Genomic DNA, 15,254 nt, shown 5'->3' with positions numbered 1-15,254 from the left:
CCCTCTTACCCCAAAAATGCTGTAAGAAAAGTGTCATGACCTGCCCGCTAAGATAGGGCTGAGTCTGAAGAGCTCCCGCCGCGCACCACATGTCATAACAGGAGAAGCATCATGTCCATTACACACTGGCAACAACGTTATGAGCACTGGCTGCGGCTGAACTGGCAGCATGACGATAAGGCGCACGACACAGGGCATCTGCGTCGGGTCTGGATGAGCGCGGCGCGTATCATGCAGGAGACGCCTGCCGATGCCATGGTGGTACTGACCGCCAGCTACTTTCACGACGTGGTGAATCTGCCGAAGAACCATCCGCAGCGTCATCTTGCCTCTACGTTTGCCGCTGAAGAGACGCGCCGTATTCTGCAGCAGGATTTTCCCGATTTTCCCGCTGAACTTATAGATAGCGTGGCGCACGCGGTGCAGGCGCACAGTTTTAGTGCTGCCATTACGCCGCTGACCGCAGAAGCAAAAATTGTGCAGGATGCCGATCGTCTGGAGTCGCTGGGGGCTATCGGACTGGCACGCGTATTCTATACGGCTGGCGCACTGGGCCGGCCGCTGTTTGACAGTGACGATCCGCTGGGGCGCGATCGCGAGCTCGACGATGTGAAGTGGACGCTGGATCACTTTCAGAAAAAGCTGCTGCGCCTGCCTGAAACCATGCAGACGGCAGCGGGACGTCGTCTGGCTGAATATAACGCCGATTTTCTGGTGCACTATATGGCCAAACTCTGTGCGGAGCTACAGGGGAACCTGGCGGGGGTTGATGAATCCGTGCTGCGCGACTTCTGCTGCACGTTACAAGAATATTAAATTTTTATGACAGGCTGTTAACTGTCCTCATCTTCCGCTACGTTTGTGAAAAAAATAGCAGGGAGTGTGGAAATGACTGAAACCGTGAACATTACGATTAAAATTGATCCGGCACTGAAAGAGGAGATTAAGCAGCTGGCTGCTGACAATCAGCTTTCAATGAGTCAGGAGATTGTTAACCGGCTGCAGGCGAGCCTGCAGAGTGCCCCGCAGCAGGAGACGGCGGTAGATAATCTGCACTCCGATGAGACGCCGGACGACCGGTTAAGCGCTACGGAACTGCGCCAGATCCGTGCGCTACTGAAAAAGAGCAAGAAGAAGAAGTAGTCTCTGCCACCCGCCGCCCGGCGGGTGAGCTATTTCTTATGCGCGATCAGCTATCAGCCTGCTCTGGCGCGTTCAGCCTGTAGTATTCAATCAGCGGCAGCAGTAATTTCGCTACCGCAGCAAATACCGGCACCACCACGGAATTGCCAAACTGACGATAGGCCTGGGTATCGGAGACCGGGATGCGGAACCGCGCTTCACCCGGCGCTTCAAACCCCATCAGGCGCGCGCACTCGCGCGGGCTCAGCCGGCGCGGTCGCCGCGCCATGTTCTCAGCAGCGGTAAAGTTCTGTTCACCCAGCGCGCGATCCCAGCCGCGATCGATCAGGATCTCCGAGCCATCTTTGTAGTAGCGCGCTGAAAGCGTGCGCACGCAGCAGTGCGGATTCTGCGGATCGTTCAGGCCAAAGCCAAAGCCGTTGCCTTTCGCCTTGTGCTTTTGCGCATAGCGATAGAGGTAGTGCCAGAGCGTTGGCGACAGGGTATATTTTTCACCCGGATCTGCGTCCAGCAAACTCTGCAGTGGCGGCACCTGCGGCGGATAGAGCGCCGGCAACGCGCGCAGTGAAAAGGGCTGCTTAACGCCGCTATCGCGCCGGATGCCCACCAGCACAATGCGCTCACGGTGCTGCGGCAGAAAATAGCGCGCGTCGATCACTTTGGCGTCCGGTGTGCCTTTATCATCCGCATCCGCCACGTCATAACCCAGCTCATCCAGCGTTGCCATAATAATGGCGAAGGTGCGGCCCTTATCGTGGCTCTTCAGATTCTTGACATTTTCCAGCACAAAAAACGCGGGCTTTTTAGCCGCGAGAATGCGCGCCACGTCAAAAAACAGCGTGCCCTGCGCCTCACACTCAAAGCCGTGCGCCCGGCCGAGCGCGTTCTTTTTACTGACGCCCGCCAGTGAAAAAGGCTGACAGGGAAAGCCGGCCAGCAGCACCTGGTGATCGGGGATAGCGCGATCGATATGCTGATAGATAGCCGCCTCCTCAGTGAGGCCGGCTGGCTGCGTGACGAGACGAATATCGGTATTGAACCGGTGGCGCAGCGGATCGCAGTAGTGGTTCGCTTTATAGGTGCGGACCGCCTCTTTATTCCATTCGCTGGTAAAAACGCACTCGCCGCCGGCCTGCTCAAAGCCGCGCCGGATGCCGCCGATACCGGCAAAGAGATCGATAAACTGAAAGGCGGGCCTATCATAGTGGGCCGGTCGCGATGGCAGCAGGGCGCGCAGGCTGGCGATCTCAGACGGCAGAAGCATTATCGACGCGGCTTTGCCACTGCGCAGACGGTTCAGCTTCGCCACGCTCCAGTGGCCTGTGCCGGCGGCGTTGAGGGTCTGCATTACATCGCGCGCCGCGTAGATATCCAGTACCTGCAGTAACAGCGCTAAATCATCCTGCGCAGCGGTTAATGAAGAGGGGGTAGCCGGTGCGGCGGGATCGGGAGCGAGCATGCGTTTTTCCTTAACAGTTGAGCGGCTATGCTACCACTCATCTGTCAGGGTTGAAATTAGCGCGTCGTGTGGCGCTGCGCGCCGTGCCGCACTCTTTTACGCCGCCGCTTTCGCTTTTGCCGTAAAACGCTAAAGTTGAATAGGCCCGCAGGAAAAGGAAACGGCATGGCTGACGTTCACTCACAAGAGATCCGCAGTAAAAATATGCGCGCGATCCGCAATCAGGATACGGCGATTGAACAGCGCGTGGCCGCGATATTGAAAGATCGCGGCTTCAGCTTTCGCGTGCAGGATAAAGCGCTGCCGGGGCGGCCCGATTTCGTGCTGCCTGAGCAGCAGGCCATTATCTTTGTGCACGGCTGTTTCTGGCATCGTCATCACTGCTATCTGTTTAAAATGCCCGCCACGCGCACCAGTTTCTGGAACGGCAAAATCAACAGTAACGTTGAGCGTGACCGGCGCTATGTGCAGCAGCTGCAGGAGACCGGCTGGAAGGTTCTGATTGTCTGGGAGTGCGCGCTGCGCGGTAAGCTGCGGCTGAATGACAATCAGCTGATTGAGCGCCTTGAGGAGTGGCTGCTGGCCGCCGGGCAGAGCGCGGAGCTGGATCACCAGGGATTGCATCATTACCAACCACTCTAGCCGGCGATGATTGCTTTTCGCGGCAATAACCGTTTAGATCACGTTTTTCTCTGGGACGCGGAGCACTACCATGAGCAGTATTAAACTGACGGTCAGGCGGCTCTATCAGCTGCGTGACGAGCGGCTGGTGGCGACACAGGCCACGGCACGCATCTGGCTCGACGATCGGCTGATTGCCACAGAGGAGATCAGCGGCATGACCGAAAGTCCGGTGAGTAAATATCTGCACGCAGCGGATACGCAGGGAAAAACGTTACGCGTTGAATGGGACTGTGAGGGCATCGCCGACATGTCGGTGACGTGGGTTGAGCGCTGCCCCTGTTGTCAGGAACACTAACCGGAATAAGGATTACCATTTTGGCAGGAACCAGTTTACTTACGCTTCTGGATGATATTGCAACGCTGCTGGATGACATTTCAGTCATGGGCAAGGTTGCGGCAAAAAAAACCGCTGGCGTGCTGGGCGACGATTTGTCGCTTAATGCGCAGCAGGTCACGGGCGTCAAAGCCAATCGCGAATTGCCGGTGGTCTGGGGCGTTGCGAAAGGCTCATTTCTGAATAAGCTGATCCTGGTGCCGCTGGCGCTGGTGATTTCGGCGTTTGCTCCCTGGCTTATCACGCCGTTGCTGATGCTGGGGGGCGCCTACCTCTGCTATGAAGGGGTGGAAAAGGTGTTACACAGCCTGCAGCACGATAAAGAGGAAAAGAGCCCGGAAGCGCGTCAGCAGCGGCTCGACAGCCTGGCACAGCAGGATCCGCGCGCGTATGAAAAGAGCAAGGTCAAAGGTGCGGTACGCACTGACTTTATTCTTTCAGCGGAGATCGTGGCGATTACGCTGGGCATCGTGTCAGAGGCGCCGCTGCTTAATCAGGTGCTGATCCTCGCCGGTATCGCCATTCTGGTGACCATCGGTGTCTATGGCATTGTGGCGATGATTGTGAAAATCGATGACCTCGGCTACTGGCTGCGGGAAAAGTCCTCTTCACTGGCGCAGGCGGTGGGCGGTTTTCTGCTGGCGATGGCGCCGTGGCTGATGAAAATTCTTACCGTCGTCGGCACGCTGGCGATGTTTCTGGTGGGCGGCGGCATTATTGTGCATGGTATCACGCCGCTGCATCACGCTATCAGCGAATACAGCAGCGGCTTTAACGGTCTGGTTTCCGGCCTGCTGAGTAACGGGGCCAATCTGGTGCTTGGGTTTATTGTCGGCGCGATTGTGCTGCTGGTGGTTAACCTGATCGCTAAAGTTCGCGGTAAGTCGGCATAACAGGCCAGCGCGGCGAGCGGCGCACAAGCCGCTTACCGCTTATCTCTGGCAATGCGATATAACGCGCGGCACACTAATTTTCAGGAGAGTGATGATGAACGACGATATGTTTGAATTTGATATCGATGCCCAGCTGGAACAGGCTGAAGCGAAAGCGGCGGAAAAAGCCAGCGAAGTGCCGGCTGAACTCAGTGATGATGCTGAGTGCGAAGGCTGCAAAATCTGACGGTCGCAGCTAAAAATTTCAAAGCCGGTAATAAACATTACCGGCTTTGTTTATAAACCAGATTTTGCACTGCTTATTCCTCTTTTATCACACTAATAACATTATCCTATAGGCAAATTGTCTGTCCGGCTGCTATACCTTTAAGCGTTCAATCAACGGTAAAAGGGAGGGCGCGGTATGACCTTTGCAGTGAGTGATGAAGTTCAGCACAAACAGGGCGGACCCACGATGGTGGTAACCGGCTATGCCAGCGGAATGGTTGAGTGTCGTTGGTATGATGGCTATAGCGTGCGCCGTGAGGCATTCCATAGTGATGAACTGAGTCACATGACTACGGAATCCCGGCTCGCCAGCTGAATCTGATCGGGACGGTTTCGCCGTCCCGTATCCCGTTACACTTTTCCCTCGTTATCTTCTTCCACCGCCTGATAAATCCGCTGCAGAATATCCGGAAACGCCGACTGAACGCGACTCCAGCTCGGAATAAAGGGCTTATCGTTGGGGCGTTCAATAAACGACTGACCGGCGTCGAGAATGGCCTGGGTAAACATCTCCACCGCCGCTTCCTCTTTGTGCTGATCGAACGACAGGCCGTTCATGGTTGCTTCATGCCGGTAGATCTCCATCATATCCAGCGCGTTACGGTAATAAGTCGCCTTCAGCACGCGAAACGAATCGCTGGTCAGCGGCACGCCCATGGTCGCCAGCTTGCGCAGCAGCGACTGGACAATATCGCTGCTCATGCGCTTCAGCCCCCCGGTACCATCCTCTTCGGCCAGCGGCTGATGCTTGTGGTCATAGTGATCGGCGATCTCGACCTGACAGCTCTGTCGGGTCGTATAGTTGCGATAGATCTCAGACAGCACGCCGATCTCCAGCCCCCAGTCGCCAGGGATCTTAATGCCGTTAAGCACATGGGTGCGCATGGCAAACTCGCCGGAGAGGGGATAGCGAAAGCTGCTGAGGTAGTCGAGATACTCGGAGTGGCCATACACCTGCTGCAGCGAACGCAGCATCGGTCCGACCAGCAGACGGCCGACGCGGCCATTGAGCTTGCCATCCGCGACGCGCGCATAAAACCCTTTGCAAAACTCATACTGAAACGCCGGGTTGGCCAGCGGATAGAGCAGACGCGCCAGCATGCCGCGCTCATAGGTCACAATGTCGCAGTCGTGCAGCGCCACGCACTGGGTGCGATCGGACGCCAGGGTGTAACCGGTACAGAACCAGACGTTGCGTCCTTTGCCCGGCTGGCTGGGTGAGAGACCCTCTTTATCCAGCTCTGCATCAATCGCTTTCAGGCGCGGCCCGTCATTCCACAGAATGCGGTGCCGCTGGGGCAGGCGTGAGAAGAAGTCGCGGGCAAACAGAAACTGATCGCGATCGGCGCGATCGAGACCAATCACAATCTCTTCCAGATAGGGCACCTGCGCCAGTTCATTAACAATATTATCCAGCGCCGGGCCCTCCAGCTCGGAGAACAGCGAGGGCAGGATCAGGCCCATCTTGCGCCGGCGGGCAAACTGCACCATCTCTTTTTCCAGCGACTCCACGCGGCGATGGGTGAGGTTATGGAAATTCGTAATCACGCCATTCTGATAAAAATCACTCATCGTCTCATCCTCTGATTACGGCTTATGGGGGGCCAGAAAGTGTTCTATGCCTTCGCTCCAGCCTTCCGGTCCGGTTTGCGCTGTGCGATAGATATGGTCGCTATCGGTACGGCTGAGTGTAACCGGCGACTTGCTGAAACCTTTGATAATGACCGCGTAGTTCGCCTGCTCCAGCATCGGGATATCATTGGGGCCGTCACCCAGACCCAGCGTTATCCGGCTTACGCCATCCTGCTGCATCAGCTGCTGCTGCAGCTGCGTCAGCGCGATACCTTTGCCGCAGTTTTCCGGCATCACGTGCCAGAAGCGTCCGCCCTGCGTCAGCGCAAGCTGATGCCGGGCCAGCGCGGCGCGAAATGCCTCCAGCTTATCGCTCTCGTCGCGCCACAAAATCACCTCCGAGGCGTCCCGCAGGCGGCTTAGCCGGGCGTCACTCAGCGCCAGACCGGTAAAGCTCGCCACGTCGCTGTCACTGAGATCGTGAAAACCGGTAAAGCGAAATTCCGTTTTCAGCGCGGCCAGCGTGTCGCACAGCGCCAGATAGTCAGCGCCTGGCTCATCATTAACCGTAACGTCGTCGCCAAAGCTGATGCGGGCACCATTTTCAGCGATAAACGGCGCTCCGCCTAAACCCAGGCGCTTCTGCAGCGGGATAATCTCTGCAGCGGTTTTACTGGAGCAGAGCACTACCGGGATCTGGCGTGCGGCAAAATAGTCCAGCCACGGGCGGGCAGCTTCCCAGTTGTAATCGTGGTGATCCAGCAGCGAGCCGTCCAGGTCGGTTACCACCAGCAGGGGGGAATCGGGATCAATCATCGTCATACTCCTTACACCACAGAGGTGAGTAAAGCAGAGAGTAATCAGTATAATAGCGTTATGACGATTACACGTTTTTCCGGCTTACCGAACGCGACAACCAGGAATAATCTTAAAAGGCAGCGCGACGCCGGCTGCCGGTGCGTGAAGTGTGCAGGGTGAAGCGCAGACGGCGCGGCTCTCTGGCCGGTTTAACGCCAGAAGATATGCATATTTCTGCACTTTATATGCACAAATGCCGGTTGCCTTCATACACAGTGAGCGTAATCTGAAACGGCATTACCGTTTCCTGGTGTAACGAATCCATTGATAAATTTAACCCGGCCTGAGCCGGGTTTTTTTTTAAATCACTCTCAGCGATTCGCTTCGCAAAAGCTGCAATCGTGAATATCCACTTCGCACTGTTCAGAAAGGCAGCGCGCCTGATCCACGGTTTTACCCGATGAATCAAACCACTCCGGGTCGCGCTCTTTTTCCTGTTCCGGATTGCCTGCCGGAAGGGAGCGAGGGCGGGTTTCTTCTGCACGCATACGGGGACTCCGTAAAGCCAGGGTGAGTCTTGAGTATAGTGCGGCACGCGCATACGCGCATACGCGCGCAGCGCGACAGGCAAAAAAAAGCCCGCGCTGCGCGGGCAAAAATCCTTGTTACTTTTAGGTTGGCTGCTTCTTTGGGGTTGATGCAGCGAAATGATGATAGGCGTTTTCTCCGTCAGAGTTCTCGCTGCAAAACGTTAAGAGAGTGAAAAAGCGGCTTTTGACAGTTCTTTACCTGACGTCGCTCCTGTTTTTACCAGAAGCAGCTATGCTTAACGCTGTTTGATTATTATTGATAACAAGGAGTTAGTATGGATTTGCTGCGCATTATTATCGCTATTTTGCTGCCACCGCTGGGCGTATTCATGCAGGTAGGTTTTGGCGGAGCGTTCTGGCTGAACATTCTGCTGACGCTGTGTGGCTATATTCCCGGCATCGTCCACGCTGTCTGGGTTATCGCCCGTCGCTGATCGCGATCACTATTTCGCCGCCTGTTTACGGTACACTGGCGCAAAACAGTCGCTGAGAGGTCGCAATGCAGGCAGGTGAACGCGTAACGGTGAAAACAGACGGCGGCCCGCGCCGCGCAGGTAAACTGCTGGCGGTGGAGCCGTTTAACGAAGGGACCATGTATCTGGTGGCGCTGGAGGATTATCCGCTGGGCATCTGGTTTTTTAACGAAAGCGACCACGCCGAAGGCGTATTTGTTGAGCCTGAAAGCACCGGCTGAGCAAACCAAACCGCGCGCCCCGTCTGACGCTTCAGCGGGGCGCGTGCTGTCAGAAGGTCTCCCAGTTATCGCTGCCTGATACCGCCAGTGCCGGACGCACCGTGCGCTGAGCCGCTGGCGCCGCGTTGACCGGCGCCGCAACTTTCGTTGTGGCGTAAGCGCTGTCGCTGAGGCGGAATGCCGCTACCGCCTGCGTCAGTTTACCCGCCTGATCTTCCAGCGAGGCCGCTGCAGAAGAGGCTTCTTCAACCAGCGAGGCGTTTTGCTGCGTCACGTTATCCATCTCCGTCACCGCCAGGCTGACCTGCTGGATACCGCGGCTCTGCTCATCTGAGGCTGCGGCGATCTCTGCCATAATATCGGTAACGCGCCGTACGGCTTCAACGATGTCACTCATGGTGGTTCCCGCTTCGCCCACCTGATGCGATCCGTCACCAATCAGCGCGACCGACTCGGCAATCAGCGTTTCGATCTCTTTCGCCGCCTGAGCGCTGCGCTGTGCCAGGCTGCGTACTTCGCTGGCGACAACGGCGAAACCGCGGCCCTGTTCTCCCGCCCGGGCAGCTTCTACCGCAGCGTTCAGCGCCAGAATATTTGTCTGAAAAGCGATGCTGTTAATCACGTTGGTGATTTCAGCAATTTTTTTCGAGCTGCCGGAGATGTTGTTCATGGTTTTCACTACGCCGCTGACCAGATCGCCACCGTTGCGCGCTTTGTCAGAGGCGTCAGCCGCCAGCTGACTGGCGTGATGGGCATTTTCCGCATTCTGCTTCACCGTCGCGGTGAGCTGCTCCATACTGGCCGCGGTCTGTTCCAGTGCTGATGCCTGCTGCTCGGTGCGGGAAGAGAGGTCGGTGTTCCCGGCGGAGATTTCGCTGGTTCCCTGATAAATAGCCTCCGCCCCTTCGCGCACGCTGCCCACGGTGCGTACCAGCGCCCCCTGCATCAGCTGCAGATTATGCAACAGCATGCCGATTTCGTTACGCCCGCACGGCACATCGGCGGCGGTCAAATCACCCCGGGCAATTCGCTCAATGCGGACGACCGACTGGCGCAGAGGATTAATAATGATCCGCCGCAGAAAAATAAAGGTCAGCCCGACCAGCACTAATGCAGCCGCAAACGCCGCTGCCATGGCGATAAAGCCGAGGCGCGCCTGGTGAGCTGCCCCGGCGTTAATCGCCTCGGCCCGCTCGGTACGGATTTTAATGGCCTTCAGCAGCAGCGCGTTATAGGCGTCATCCAGTTTACGGGTGACATCGGTCTCCTGTGCCACAATGCCTTCGAAGCTACCCTGACGCGCTGACTCAATCATCGGCTTCACGCCTTTATCGATATATTGATTGAAGCTGGCGGTCAGCGGCGCATCCAGGGCCAGATCGGCGGGCGTTTTAACATCGCGCGCCATATAAAGCGTAAATCCTTCACGCGCCTGTTTAATGCGCGTTTCTGTCCGCGCCAGATCGGCGCGATAGCTATCCATCTCGCCAATACGCGTTGCCGCGCCCGCCTGCAGTATATTAAGGCGGGCAGTGCGCAGATGGTTAGAGCTGTTGGAAATGCCCATGCGCACCTGAATCTCTTCGGTGGCATCGTTCAGCGAATTATTACTCTGAATGAGAAAATAGCTGGCGAGACCAATACACAGGGCAAAAAGCAGCAGAATGCCGCCGAATATCACGCTGAATAGCGGCATCAGGCGCAGGTTTTGCCAGAGGCTGAGCTTATTATCTACATCGATCGATGCTGTTTTCATTTCCTTGCTCTCATAGTGGTAAGGGTTCTGAAAGCAAACATCGGCAGGGCAGGGGAAAGGCTTAGGTGAGAATATGGGATCGCGATCGCAAAAGCGTTAAAAAACAACAGGGCTGGTCATTAGACCAGCCCTGTGGCAGCATAAATTATGTAGCAGACAGCTTATCGCACGTTAACATAAATGCCGGAGGTTACATTATCTGTCAGACGTACTACATGATAGATAACCTGTTTATTATGCGTTTTGATTTTACGCTTAATATTGCCTTTATGTGACGAAACGGTTTTCGCCTTAATCTGCATTTTGTCTGAAATCTGAATGGTGTCATGGCCTGACATCCACATTTTCAGCATATTTGATTCGGTCTGGCTCAGCGTCAGTGGATGAATATCCATCCCGGCGGAAATACGCGGTGACGCATTGAGTTTCTTTTGCAGGTAAGTACCCAGCAGTGAATCCAGAGTCGATGTCTTGATCGATTTTGATGTAATAATCAGGTTCTTACGAACGTAGAGATATTCCTCAAAATGGATATTTGAGATCGCCATAAAGATAAAGAAAAGAGTATCCGGGTGCTGTGTGATAATAGCACGAATGCGATCGCTGGAATCGGCTTCGTGAATAAAGCAATCTTCGTTAATAAATACTACGCCAGGTTTTAATTGCTCGCATTTTTGTTGTAGCTGTTCGATATCCGTGGCTGCAGTAATGTTTTTCTTTTTAACTCCTTTTGCCGACATATAGTCCGACAGTCCCAGGCGTGTGTAGTTACATGAATCCATAATAATCGTTGGCATTATAGCGACCCTCACCAATTTGTTATCCGTTTAAATCAACGATGAATACGCGTTTGCGGTACGAGAGAAATTTTCAAAGACACTTTTTTATTCTGCTTTGCAGTCTGGCAAATTATATCCCTGCGCCATCATGACTCTTCCCTGACCCGTTCTGCGAAGTTTTTTGTGTTCCATCCACGTCATTCTTTCCCCGGCGATAGCGGGAATCACCAGGAATTTGCTTTAAGTATACCTTCCGCCCTGTTTTTGAGAGCTGTGTCACTATCGCGCATGTTACAGGCAATTCTGATAGGACAAATCTTAAAAACATTTGTTTCGCGAAAGTGTGACGCTTCAGCGAGTGTTGACAATGCCGGAAAAAGGGAAATTAGACAAGAAAAATCGCTTTTAAATTTTTTTTGTTTAAAAACATACCCTTGAGCATTTTGCCAACCGATTCGTCAGGGAAACCACCTTAAGAATCGTCTGACTAAAATACTCCACGGACCGTTTAATAAGAATGTTTTTCACGATAAATATCGATTTATCAGATTTTCCTCAGTTGATTTCTGAAAAAAATGGTTTGAAAAGTATACGGAATGATTTTGACTGCTTAACTATCACTTCAGAATGGTAACAGTATCGTTAACTAACGTGCAGGGGAAAGTTCTGAGACAAATCGGGCGAGTAAATCAAAGACTTCGCTGAACAGATGTTCGCAGAATGGGGCAAGAAGCGGCATCAGCATACCCATAGAGAGGATACCGACCGTTAAGGTCACAGGAAAGCCGATAGCGAAAACCGACAGTTGAGGTGAAACACGGTTTAACAAACCCAGTGCCAGGTTTAGCGTGAGGAGTAAAATGATTAAGGGCAGCGCTAACATCATGCCATTAAGGAAAATTAGCCCGGCACCTTTGACCAGTCCCATAAAGGCATCAGCACTCAGCGGCTCTGCACTGACGGGCAAGGTCTGAAAACTGTCTGCCAGCAGTGAGATCAGCCACAGATGTCCGTTAAAGGTCAGAAACAGCAGCATCGCCAGCATATCGAGAAAACGCGCCAGCAGCGGCATGTTAACCCGCGTGTTCGGGTCCAGCAGCGTAGCGAAAGATAATCCCATCTGTAAACCAATGATTTCACCCGCCAGCTTTACGGCTGAAAACGCCAGTTGCATGGTCAGACCGATACCGGCACCAATCAGCAGCTGCTGGATCAGCATCCAGAAACCGGCAGGTGAGAACAGGGTAACGTCGACCGGTGGCAACAGCGGCAGCAAAATCCAGGTGATCACAAACGCAAGCGCCACCTTTACCCGCTTGGGTATATTGCGCTCGTTCAGCACCGGCGCGCTGGCAAACAGCGCCAGCAGGCGCGCCATCGGCCAGAAAAACTGCGCCACCCAGTGGATAAGCTGACTGCTGTCGAGGGTAACCATCAGCCAATGATATAAGGCAGGTTGCTGAACAGAGTGCGAATGTAATCCAGCATCAGATTCAGCATCCACGGTCCTGCGATTACGCCGGTAGCCGCCACCGCCAGAATCTTGGGAATAAAAGAGAGCGTCTGTTCGTTAATCTGCGTTGCCGCCTGCAGAATACTGATGATAAGCCCGCTTACCATCGCGACCAGCAGTAGCGGAGCCGCCATCATCAGCGCGACGCGCATCGCCTCCTGGCCCATTACCATTACCGATTCCGGGGTCATACTGTGCTCCTGTCAGGGAAAGATTAATGAAGGGTCAGGAATAAAAGCTTTGGGCCAGCGACCCCACTAGCAGCTGCCAGCCGTCGACCAGCACAAACAGCATCAGCTTAAACGGCAGCGCAATCGTCGCCGGCGGTACCATCATCATACCTAATGCCATCAGTACACTGGCGACCACCAGGTCGATAATCAGAAAAGGGATAAAGACCGTAAAGCCAATCTGGAATGCGGTTTTCAGCTCGCTGGTCACGTACGCCGGCAGCAGAATACGCATCGGTACCGCTTCCGGGCCGTCGATAGGCGCGGTATTGGCCAGGCGGGCAAACAGGGCCAGATCGGCTTCGCGCGTCTGGCGCAGCATAAACTCACGCAGCGGCTGGGCACCTTTATCCAGCGCCACTTCCATACTGATTTTGTCCTGACTGAAGGGAAGGTAGGCATCCGCGTAGATTTTATCGAACGTGGGCGCCATGATGAAAAAGGTCAGGAACAGCGCCAGGCCGAGCATCACCTGATTAGGCGGGGCCGAAGGGGTACCCAGCGCGTTACGCAGCAGGCCAAATACAATAATGATGCGTGTAAAGCTGGTCATCATCAGCAGTACGGCCGGTATAAAGGTCAGCGAGGTGATAAACACCAGCGTCTGTACCGGCAGCGACCAGCTCTGCCCGCCATTAGCCAGCGGCTGGCTGACCAGACCAGGCAACTGCGCGTGCGCAGCCGGTGCCAGCAGCATCAGCAGCGGCAGCAGAGAGAGTAATCGACGCATCATTAAGGTTTTCCGGGACGTTTAACCAGGTTGTGGAGGATCTGACGAAAATCCTGCGGTACAGGCTGAGCCTGCGGGTGTTCTTCAGGCGGCAGCGGCGGCAGCGAGTGCAGATGGGTGATCTGCTGCGCTGTTACCCCCAGCACCAGGCGCGCATCGGCGGTTTCAACGATCACCACCCGCTCCTGACGCCCGACCTGTACGCTGGCGCTGACTTTCAGCGCCTGTGCATTAACCGTTTTTGGCGCAAAGCCCATGCGCTTCGCTAGCCAGCCGCAGGCCAGAATCAGCAGAACAATCACCGCCAGCATAGTGCCGACCTGACTCACTACGGAGCCGGTGGAGACCACCGGCTGCGCGTGCGCTGGCTGCAGGGTTTGTGCGCTGTTTTGCATGATCAGCGGCTCAGACGACGCATGCGTTCAGAAGGGGTAATGATATCGGTGATACGCACGCCATATTTATCATTCACGACCACGACTTCACCCTGCGCAATCAGATAGCCGTTGATCAGAATATCCAGCGGTTCACCGGCGAGACCATCCAGCGACACCACAGAACCCTGCGTCAGACGCAGCAGCTCTTTGATTGTCATTTTGGTACGGCCCAGTTCAACGGTGAGTTTGACCGGGATATCCATGATCAGATCGATATCCTGCATGGCACCGCTGGCGCCAGCACTCTCAAACGCTTTAAACACGTTTTCACTGGCGGCCGGTGCGCTGCCGCTGCTGGTCTGCTCGTTCATTGCTTCAGCCCACAGATCGTCCGCGGAGATATCGTCGGACGGGTTTTTGCTGTCACTCATTGGGCTGTTCCTCATTCAGCGAATTCAAAATCGGGTTAATCAGATGTTCAACGCGCAGCGCATACTGGCCATTCAGCATGCCGTACTGGCTGGTCAGCACCGGAACGCCATCCACATGGGCAATGATGCGATCCGGCTTTTCAATTGGCAGTACATCGCCGGGTTTAAGCTGCAAAATGCGCGACAGGCGCATTGAGGTTTCGGCAAAATGTGCAATCAGCTCCAGCTCAGAGTGCTGCACCTGCTTCACCAGATTGTCGCGCCAGTGCGTATCCTCCTGGCGGGAGTTCTCCAGCGGTGGATTGACCAGCAGCTCGCGCAGCGGCTCAATCATGGAAAACGGAATACAGATGTTAAACTCACCGACCAGGTTGCCAATCTCCACCTGAAAAGGGGTGTTAACGACAATATCGTTAGGTGAGGTGGTGATGTTGGTAAACTTCACCTGCATCTCTGAACGGACATACTCCACTTCCAGCGGGTAGATCGCTTTCCACGCGTCGCTGTAGCCATCCAGCGCCAGCTTCAGCATGCGGCGGATCACGCGCTGTTCAGTATGGGTAAACTCGCGCCCCTCAACTTTGGTCGGAAAGCGCCCGTCGCCACCAAACAGGTTATCCACGGCGATAAACACCAGGCTTGGCGAGAACACGACCAGCGCCGTGCCGCGCAGCGGCTGCAGATGGATCAGGTTCAGGTTGGTTGGCACCGGCAGATTGCGGGCAAACTCGTGGTAGGGCTGAATTTTTATCGCCCCTACGCTGATATCCGGGCTGCGGCGCAGCAGGTTAAACAGCGCCATACGAAAATGGCGCGCAAAACGTTCATTGATGATCTCCAGCGCCTGCAGCCGCTCACGTACCACACGACGCTGGGTATTGGGGTCGTAAGGGCGAATGTCGCCATCGCTCCCGGTGGAAATTTTCTCTACTTCCGCGCTGTCACTGTCGCCGTTAAGCAGCGCGTCAATTTCAGCCTGGGAGAGAATGCTATCGCCCATTAAA

Annotated in this window: 21 protein-coding genes; 9 read left to right on the top strand and 12 right to left on the bottom strand. The window is 55.0% G+C overall.

The window, feature by feature from the left end:
* The first annotated feature begins 111 nt into the window (after positions 1-111).
* Both F3J39_RS06360 and F3J39_RS06355 read left to right on the top strand, forming a co-directional pair.
* Positions 112-816 (top strand): phosphohydrolase, encoded by a 705-nt coding sequence (locus F3J39_RS06360; protein WP_039385186.1) that lies wholly within the window; start codon positions 112-114, stop codon positions 814-816.
* Between the two features lie 72 nt (positions 817-888).
* Positions 889-1,143: a hypothetical protein gene (locus tag F3J39_RS06355; RefSeq protein ID WP_094111324.1), complete on the top strand. Its 255-nt coding sequence runs from the start codon at positions 889-891 to the stop codon at positions 1,141-1,143.
* Between the two features lie 46 nt (positions 1,144-1,189).
* Here F3J39_RS06355 and dcm read toward each other — a convergent pair whose 3' ends face one another.
* Entirely contained in the window at positions 1,190-2,602 is a 1,413-nt protein-coding gene (dcm, locus tag F3J39_RS06350; protein ID WP_166713954.1) for a DNA (cytosine-5-)-methyltransferase, read from the bottom strand.
* 165 nt (positions 2,603-2,767) lie between these two features.
* Between dcm and vsr the strand changes: the two genes are divergently transcribed.
* From vsr to F3J39_RS06330, 5 genes are all read left to right on the top strand, one after another.
* The gene (vsr, locus tag F3J39_RS06345; protein ID WP_166713953.1) at positions 2,768-3,244 is read left to right on the top strand and encodes a DNA mismatch endonuclease Vsr; all 477 of its coding nucleotides are present in this window, start codon (positions 2,768-2,770) and stop codon (positions 3,242-3,244) included.
* Between the two features lie 70 nt (positions 3,245-3,314).
* A complete protein-coding gene (locus tag F3J39_RS06340; protein ID WP_039385177.1) occupies positions 3,315-3,581 on the top strand; it encodes a hypothetical protein in 267 nt (88 codons plus the stop codon).
* 20 nt (positions 3,582-3,601) lie between these two features.
* Entirely contained in the window at positions 3,602-4,513 is a 912-nt protein-coding gene (locus F3J39_RS06335; RefSeq protein ID WP_039385175.1) for a DUF808 domain-containing protein, read from the top strand.
* 91 nt (positions 4,514-4,604) lie between these two features.
* Positions 4,605-4,739, top strand: a complete 135-nt coding sequence (locus tag F3J39_RS18920; protein ID WP_255402073.1) for a hypothetical protein — start codon at positions 4,605-4,607, stop codon at positions 4,737-4,739.
* Between the two features lie 177 nt (positions 4,740-4,916).
* Positions 4,917-5,096, top strand: a complete 180-nt coding sequence (locus F3J39_RS06330) for a DUF2158 domain-containing protein (protein WP_039385173.1) — start codon at positions 4,917-4,919, stop codon at positions 5,094-5,096.
* A gap of 35 nt (positions 5,097-5,131) precedes the next feature.
* Here the strand turns inward: F3J39_RS06330 and F3J39_RS06325 are convergent, their stop codons facing one another.
* From F3J39_RS06325 to F3J39_RS06315, 3 genes are all read right to left on the bottom strand, one after another.
* Positions 5,132-6,352, bottom strand: coding sequence for a glycosyl transferase (locus F3J39_RS06325; protein ID WP_039385170.1), 1,221 nt, complete (start codon positions 6,350-6,352; stop codon positions 5,132-5,134).
* Positions 6,353-6,367: 15 nt separating this feature from the next.
* Entirely contained in the window at positions 6,368-7,168 is an 801-nt protein-coding gene (locus F3J39_RS06320; protein ID WP_166713952.1) for a mannosyl-3-phosphoglycerate phosphatase-related protein, read from the bottom strand.
* Between the two features lie 353 nt (positions 7,169-7,521).
* Entirely contained in the window at positions 7,522-7,698 is a 177-nt protein-coding gene (locus F3J39_RS06315) for a hypothetical protein (RefSeq protein WP_158086433.1), read from the bottom strand.
* A gap of 317 nt (positions 7,699-8,015) precedes the next feature.
* On the opposite strand from F3J39_RS06315, the gene F3J39_RS06310 reads away from it, so the two are divergent.
* Both F3J39_RS06310 and dsrB read left to right on the top strand, forming a co-directional pair.
* Positions 8,016-8,174, top strand: coding sequence for a YqaE/Pmp3 family membrane protein (locus F3J39_RS06310; RefSeq protein WP_039385165.1), 159 nt, complete (start codon positions 8,016-8,018; stop codon positions 8,172-8,174).
* 65 nt (positions 8,175-8,239) lie between these two features.
* The gene (dsrB, locus tag F3J39_RS06305; protein ID WP_039385162.1) at positions 8,240-8,434 is read left to right on the top strand and encodes a protein DsrB; all 195 of its coding nucleotides are present in this window, start codon (positions 8,240-8,242) and stop codon (positions 8,432-8,434) included.
* 49 nt (positions 8,435-8,483) lie between these two features.
* On the opposite strand, the gene F3J39_RS06300 is transcribed toward dsrB, so the two are convergent.
* The 8 genes from F3J39_RS06300 to fliM all read right to left on the bottom strand — a co-directional run bounded on the left by F3J39_RS06300 (position 8,484) and on the right by fliM (position 15,250).
* Positions 8,484-10,190 (bottom strand): methyl-accepting chemotaxis protein, encoded by a 1,707-nt coding sequence (locus F3J39_RS06300; RefSeq protein WP_166713951.1) that lies wholly within the window; start codon positions 10,188-10,190, stop codon positions 8,484-8,486.
* A 161-nt stretch (positions 10,191-10,351) separates the two neighbouring features.
* Complete coding sequence (gene rcsA, locus F3J39_RS06295) at positions 10,352-10,987, bottom strand: transcriptional regulator RcsA (protein WP_039385157.1); 636 nt, start codon at positions 10,985-10,987, stop codon at positions 10,352-10,354.
* A gap of 628 nt (positions 10,988-11,615) precedes the next feature.
* Positions 11,616-12,404: a flagellar biosynthetic protein FliR gene (gene fliR / locus F3J39_RS06290; RefSeq protein ID WP_071667960.1), complete on the bottom strand. Its 789-nt coding sequence runs from the start codon at positions 12,402-12,404 to the stop codon at positions 11,616-11,618.
* Positions 12,404-12,673: a flagellar biosynthesis protein FliQ gene (fliQ, locus tag F3J39_RS06285; RefSeq protein ID WP_039385151.1), complete on the bottom strand. Its 270-nt coding sequence runs from the start codon at positions 12,671-12,673 to the stop codon at positions 12,404-12,406. Before fliQ ends, fliR begins: the two co-directional genes overlap by 1 nt.
* 34 nt (positions 12,674-12,707) lie before the next feature.
* Positions 12,708-13,442, bottom strand: coding sequence for a flagellar type III secretion system pore protein FliP (gene fliP / locus F3J39_RS06280; protein ID WP_039385989.1), 735 nt, complete (start codon positions 13,440-13,442; stop codon positions 12,708-12,710).
* Positions 13,443-13,444: 2 nt separating this feature from the next.
* Positions 13,445-13,837, bottom strand: coding sequence for a flagellar biosynthetic protein FliO (gene fliO / locus F3J39_RS06275; protein WP_039385149.1), 393 nt, complete (start codon positions 13,835-13,837; stop codon positions 13,445-13,447).
* Between the two features lie 2 nt (positions 13,838-13,839).
* A complete protein-coding gene (gene fliN / locus F3J39_RS06270) occupies positions 13,840-14,250 on the bottom strand; it encodes a flagellar motor switch protein FliN (RefSeq protein ID WP_039385146.1) in 411 nt (136 codons plus the stop codon).
* Complete coding sequence (gene fliM / locus F3J39_RS06265; protein ID WP_039385143.1) at positions 14,243-15,250, bottom strand: flagellar motor switch protein FliM; 1,008 nt, start codon at positions 15,248-15,250, stop codon at positions 14,243-14,245. The genes fliN and fliM overlap by 8 nt, the downstream gene beginning before the upstream one ends.
* Positions 15,251-15,254 lie beyond the last annotated feature (4 nt).

The sequence above is a fragment of the Pantoea sp. Acro-807 genome (genome assembly GCF_011752675.1).
GTDB classification, from domain to species: Bacteria; Pseudomonadota; Gammaproteobacteria; order Enterobacterales; family Enterobacteriaceae; genus Pantoea; species Pantoea eucrina.
Note: the sequence above shows the minus strand (reverse complement) of the source record. Positions and strands in the feature narration are given on the sequence as shown.

Excerpts from the sequence above, each read along its gene's own strand:
- F3J39_RS06360 (WP_039385186.1), top strand. The coding sequence starts at position 112 with ATGTCCATTACACACTGGCAACAACGTTATGAGCACTGGCTGCGGCTG.
- F3J39_RS06355 (WP_094111324.1), top strand. The coding sequence starts at position 889 with ATGACTGAAACCGTGAACATTACGATTAAAATTGATCCGGCACTGAAA.
- dcm (WP_166713954.1), bottom strand. The coding sequence starts at position 2,602 with ATGCTCGCTCCCGATCCCGCCGCACCGGCTACCCCCTCTTCATTAACC.
- vsr (WP_166713953.1), top strand. The coding sequence starts at position 2,768 with ATGGCTGACGTTCACTCACAAGAGATCCGCAGTAAAAATATGCGCGCG.
- F3J39_RS06340 (WP_039385177.1), top strand. The coding sequence starts at position 3,315 with ATGAGCAGTATTAAACTGACGGTCAGGCGGCTCTATCAGCTGCGTGAC.
- F3J39_RS18920 (WP_255402073.1), top strand. The coding sequence starts at position 4,605 with ATGATGAACGACGATATGTTTGAATTTGATATCGATGCCCAGCTGGAA.
- F3J39_RS06330 (WP_039385173.1), top strand. The coding sequence starts at position 4,917 with ATGACCTTTGCAGTGAGTGATGAAGTTCAGCACAAACAGGGCGGACCC.
- F3J39_RS06325 (WP_039385170.1), bottom strand. The coding sequence starts at position 6,352 with ATGAGTGATTTTTATCAGAATGGCGTGATTACGAATTTCCATAACCTC.
- F3J39_RS06320 (WP_166713952.1), bottom strand. The coding sequence starts at position 7,168 with ATGATTGATCCCGATTCCCCCCTGCTGGTGGTAACCGACCTGGACGGC.
- F3J39_RS06315 (WP_158086433.1), bottom strand. The coding sequence starts at position 7,698 with ATGCGTGCAGAAGAAACCCGCCCTCGCTCCCTTCCGGCAGGCAATCCG.
- F3J39_RS06310 (WP_039385165.1), top strand. The coding sequence starts at position 8,016 with ATGGATTTGCTGCGCATTATTATCGCTATTTTGCTGCCACCGCTGGGC.
- dsrB (WP_039385162.1), top strand. The coding sequence starts at position 8,240 with ATGCAGGCAGGTGAACGCGTAACGGTGAAAACAGACGGCGGCCCGCGC.
- F3J39_RS06300 (WP_166713951.1), bottom strand. The coding sequence starts at position 10,190 with ATGAAAACAGCATCGATCGATGTAGATAATAAGCTCAGCCTCTGGCAA.
- rcsA (WP_039385157.1), bottom strand. The coding sequence starts at position 10,987 with ATGCCAACGATTATTATGGATTCATGTAACTACACACGCCTGGGACTG.
- fliR (WP_071667960.1), bottom strand. The coding sequence starts at position 12,404 with ATGGTTACCCTCGACAGCAGTCAGCTTATCCACTGGGTGGCGCAGTTT.
- fliQ (WP_039385151.1), bottom strand. The coding sequence starts at position 12,673 with ATGACCCCGGAATCGGTAATGGTAATGGGCCAGGAGGCGATGCGCGTC.
- fliP (WP_039385989.1), bottom strand. The coding sequence starts at position 13,442 with ATGCGTCGATTACTCTCTCTGCTGCCGCTGCTGATGCTGCTGGCACCG.
- fliO (WP_039385149.1), bottom strand. The coding sequence starts at position 13,837 with ATGCAAAACAGCGCACAAACCCTGCAGCCAGCGCACGCGCAGCCGGTG.
- fliN (WP_039385146.1), bottom strand. The coding sequence starts at position 14,250 with ATGAGTGACAGCAAAAACCCGTCCGACGATATCTCCGCGGACGATCTG.
- fliM (WP_039385143.1), bottom strand. The coding sequence starts at position 15,250 with ATGGGCGATAGCATTCTCTCCCAGGCTGAAATTGACGCGCTGCTTAAC.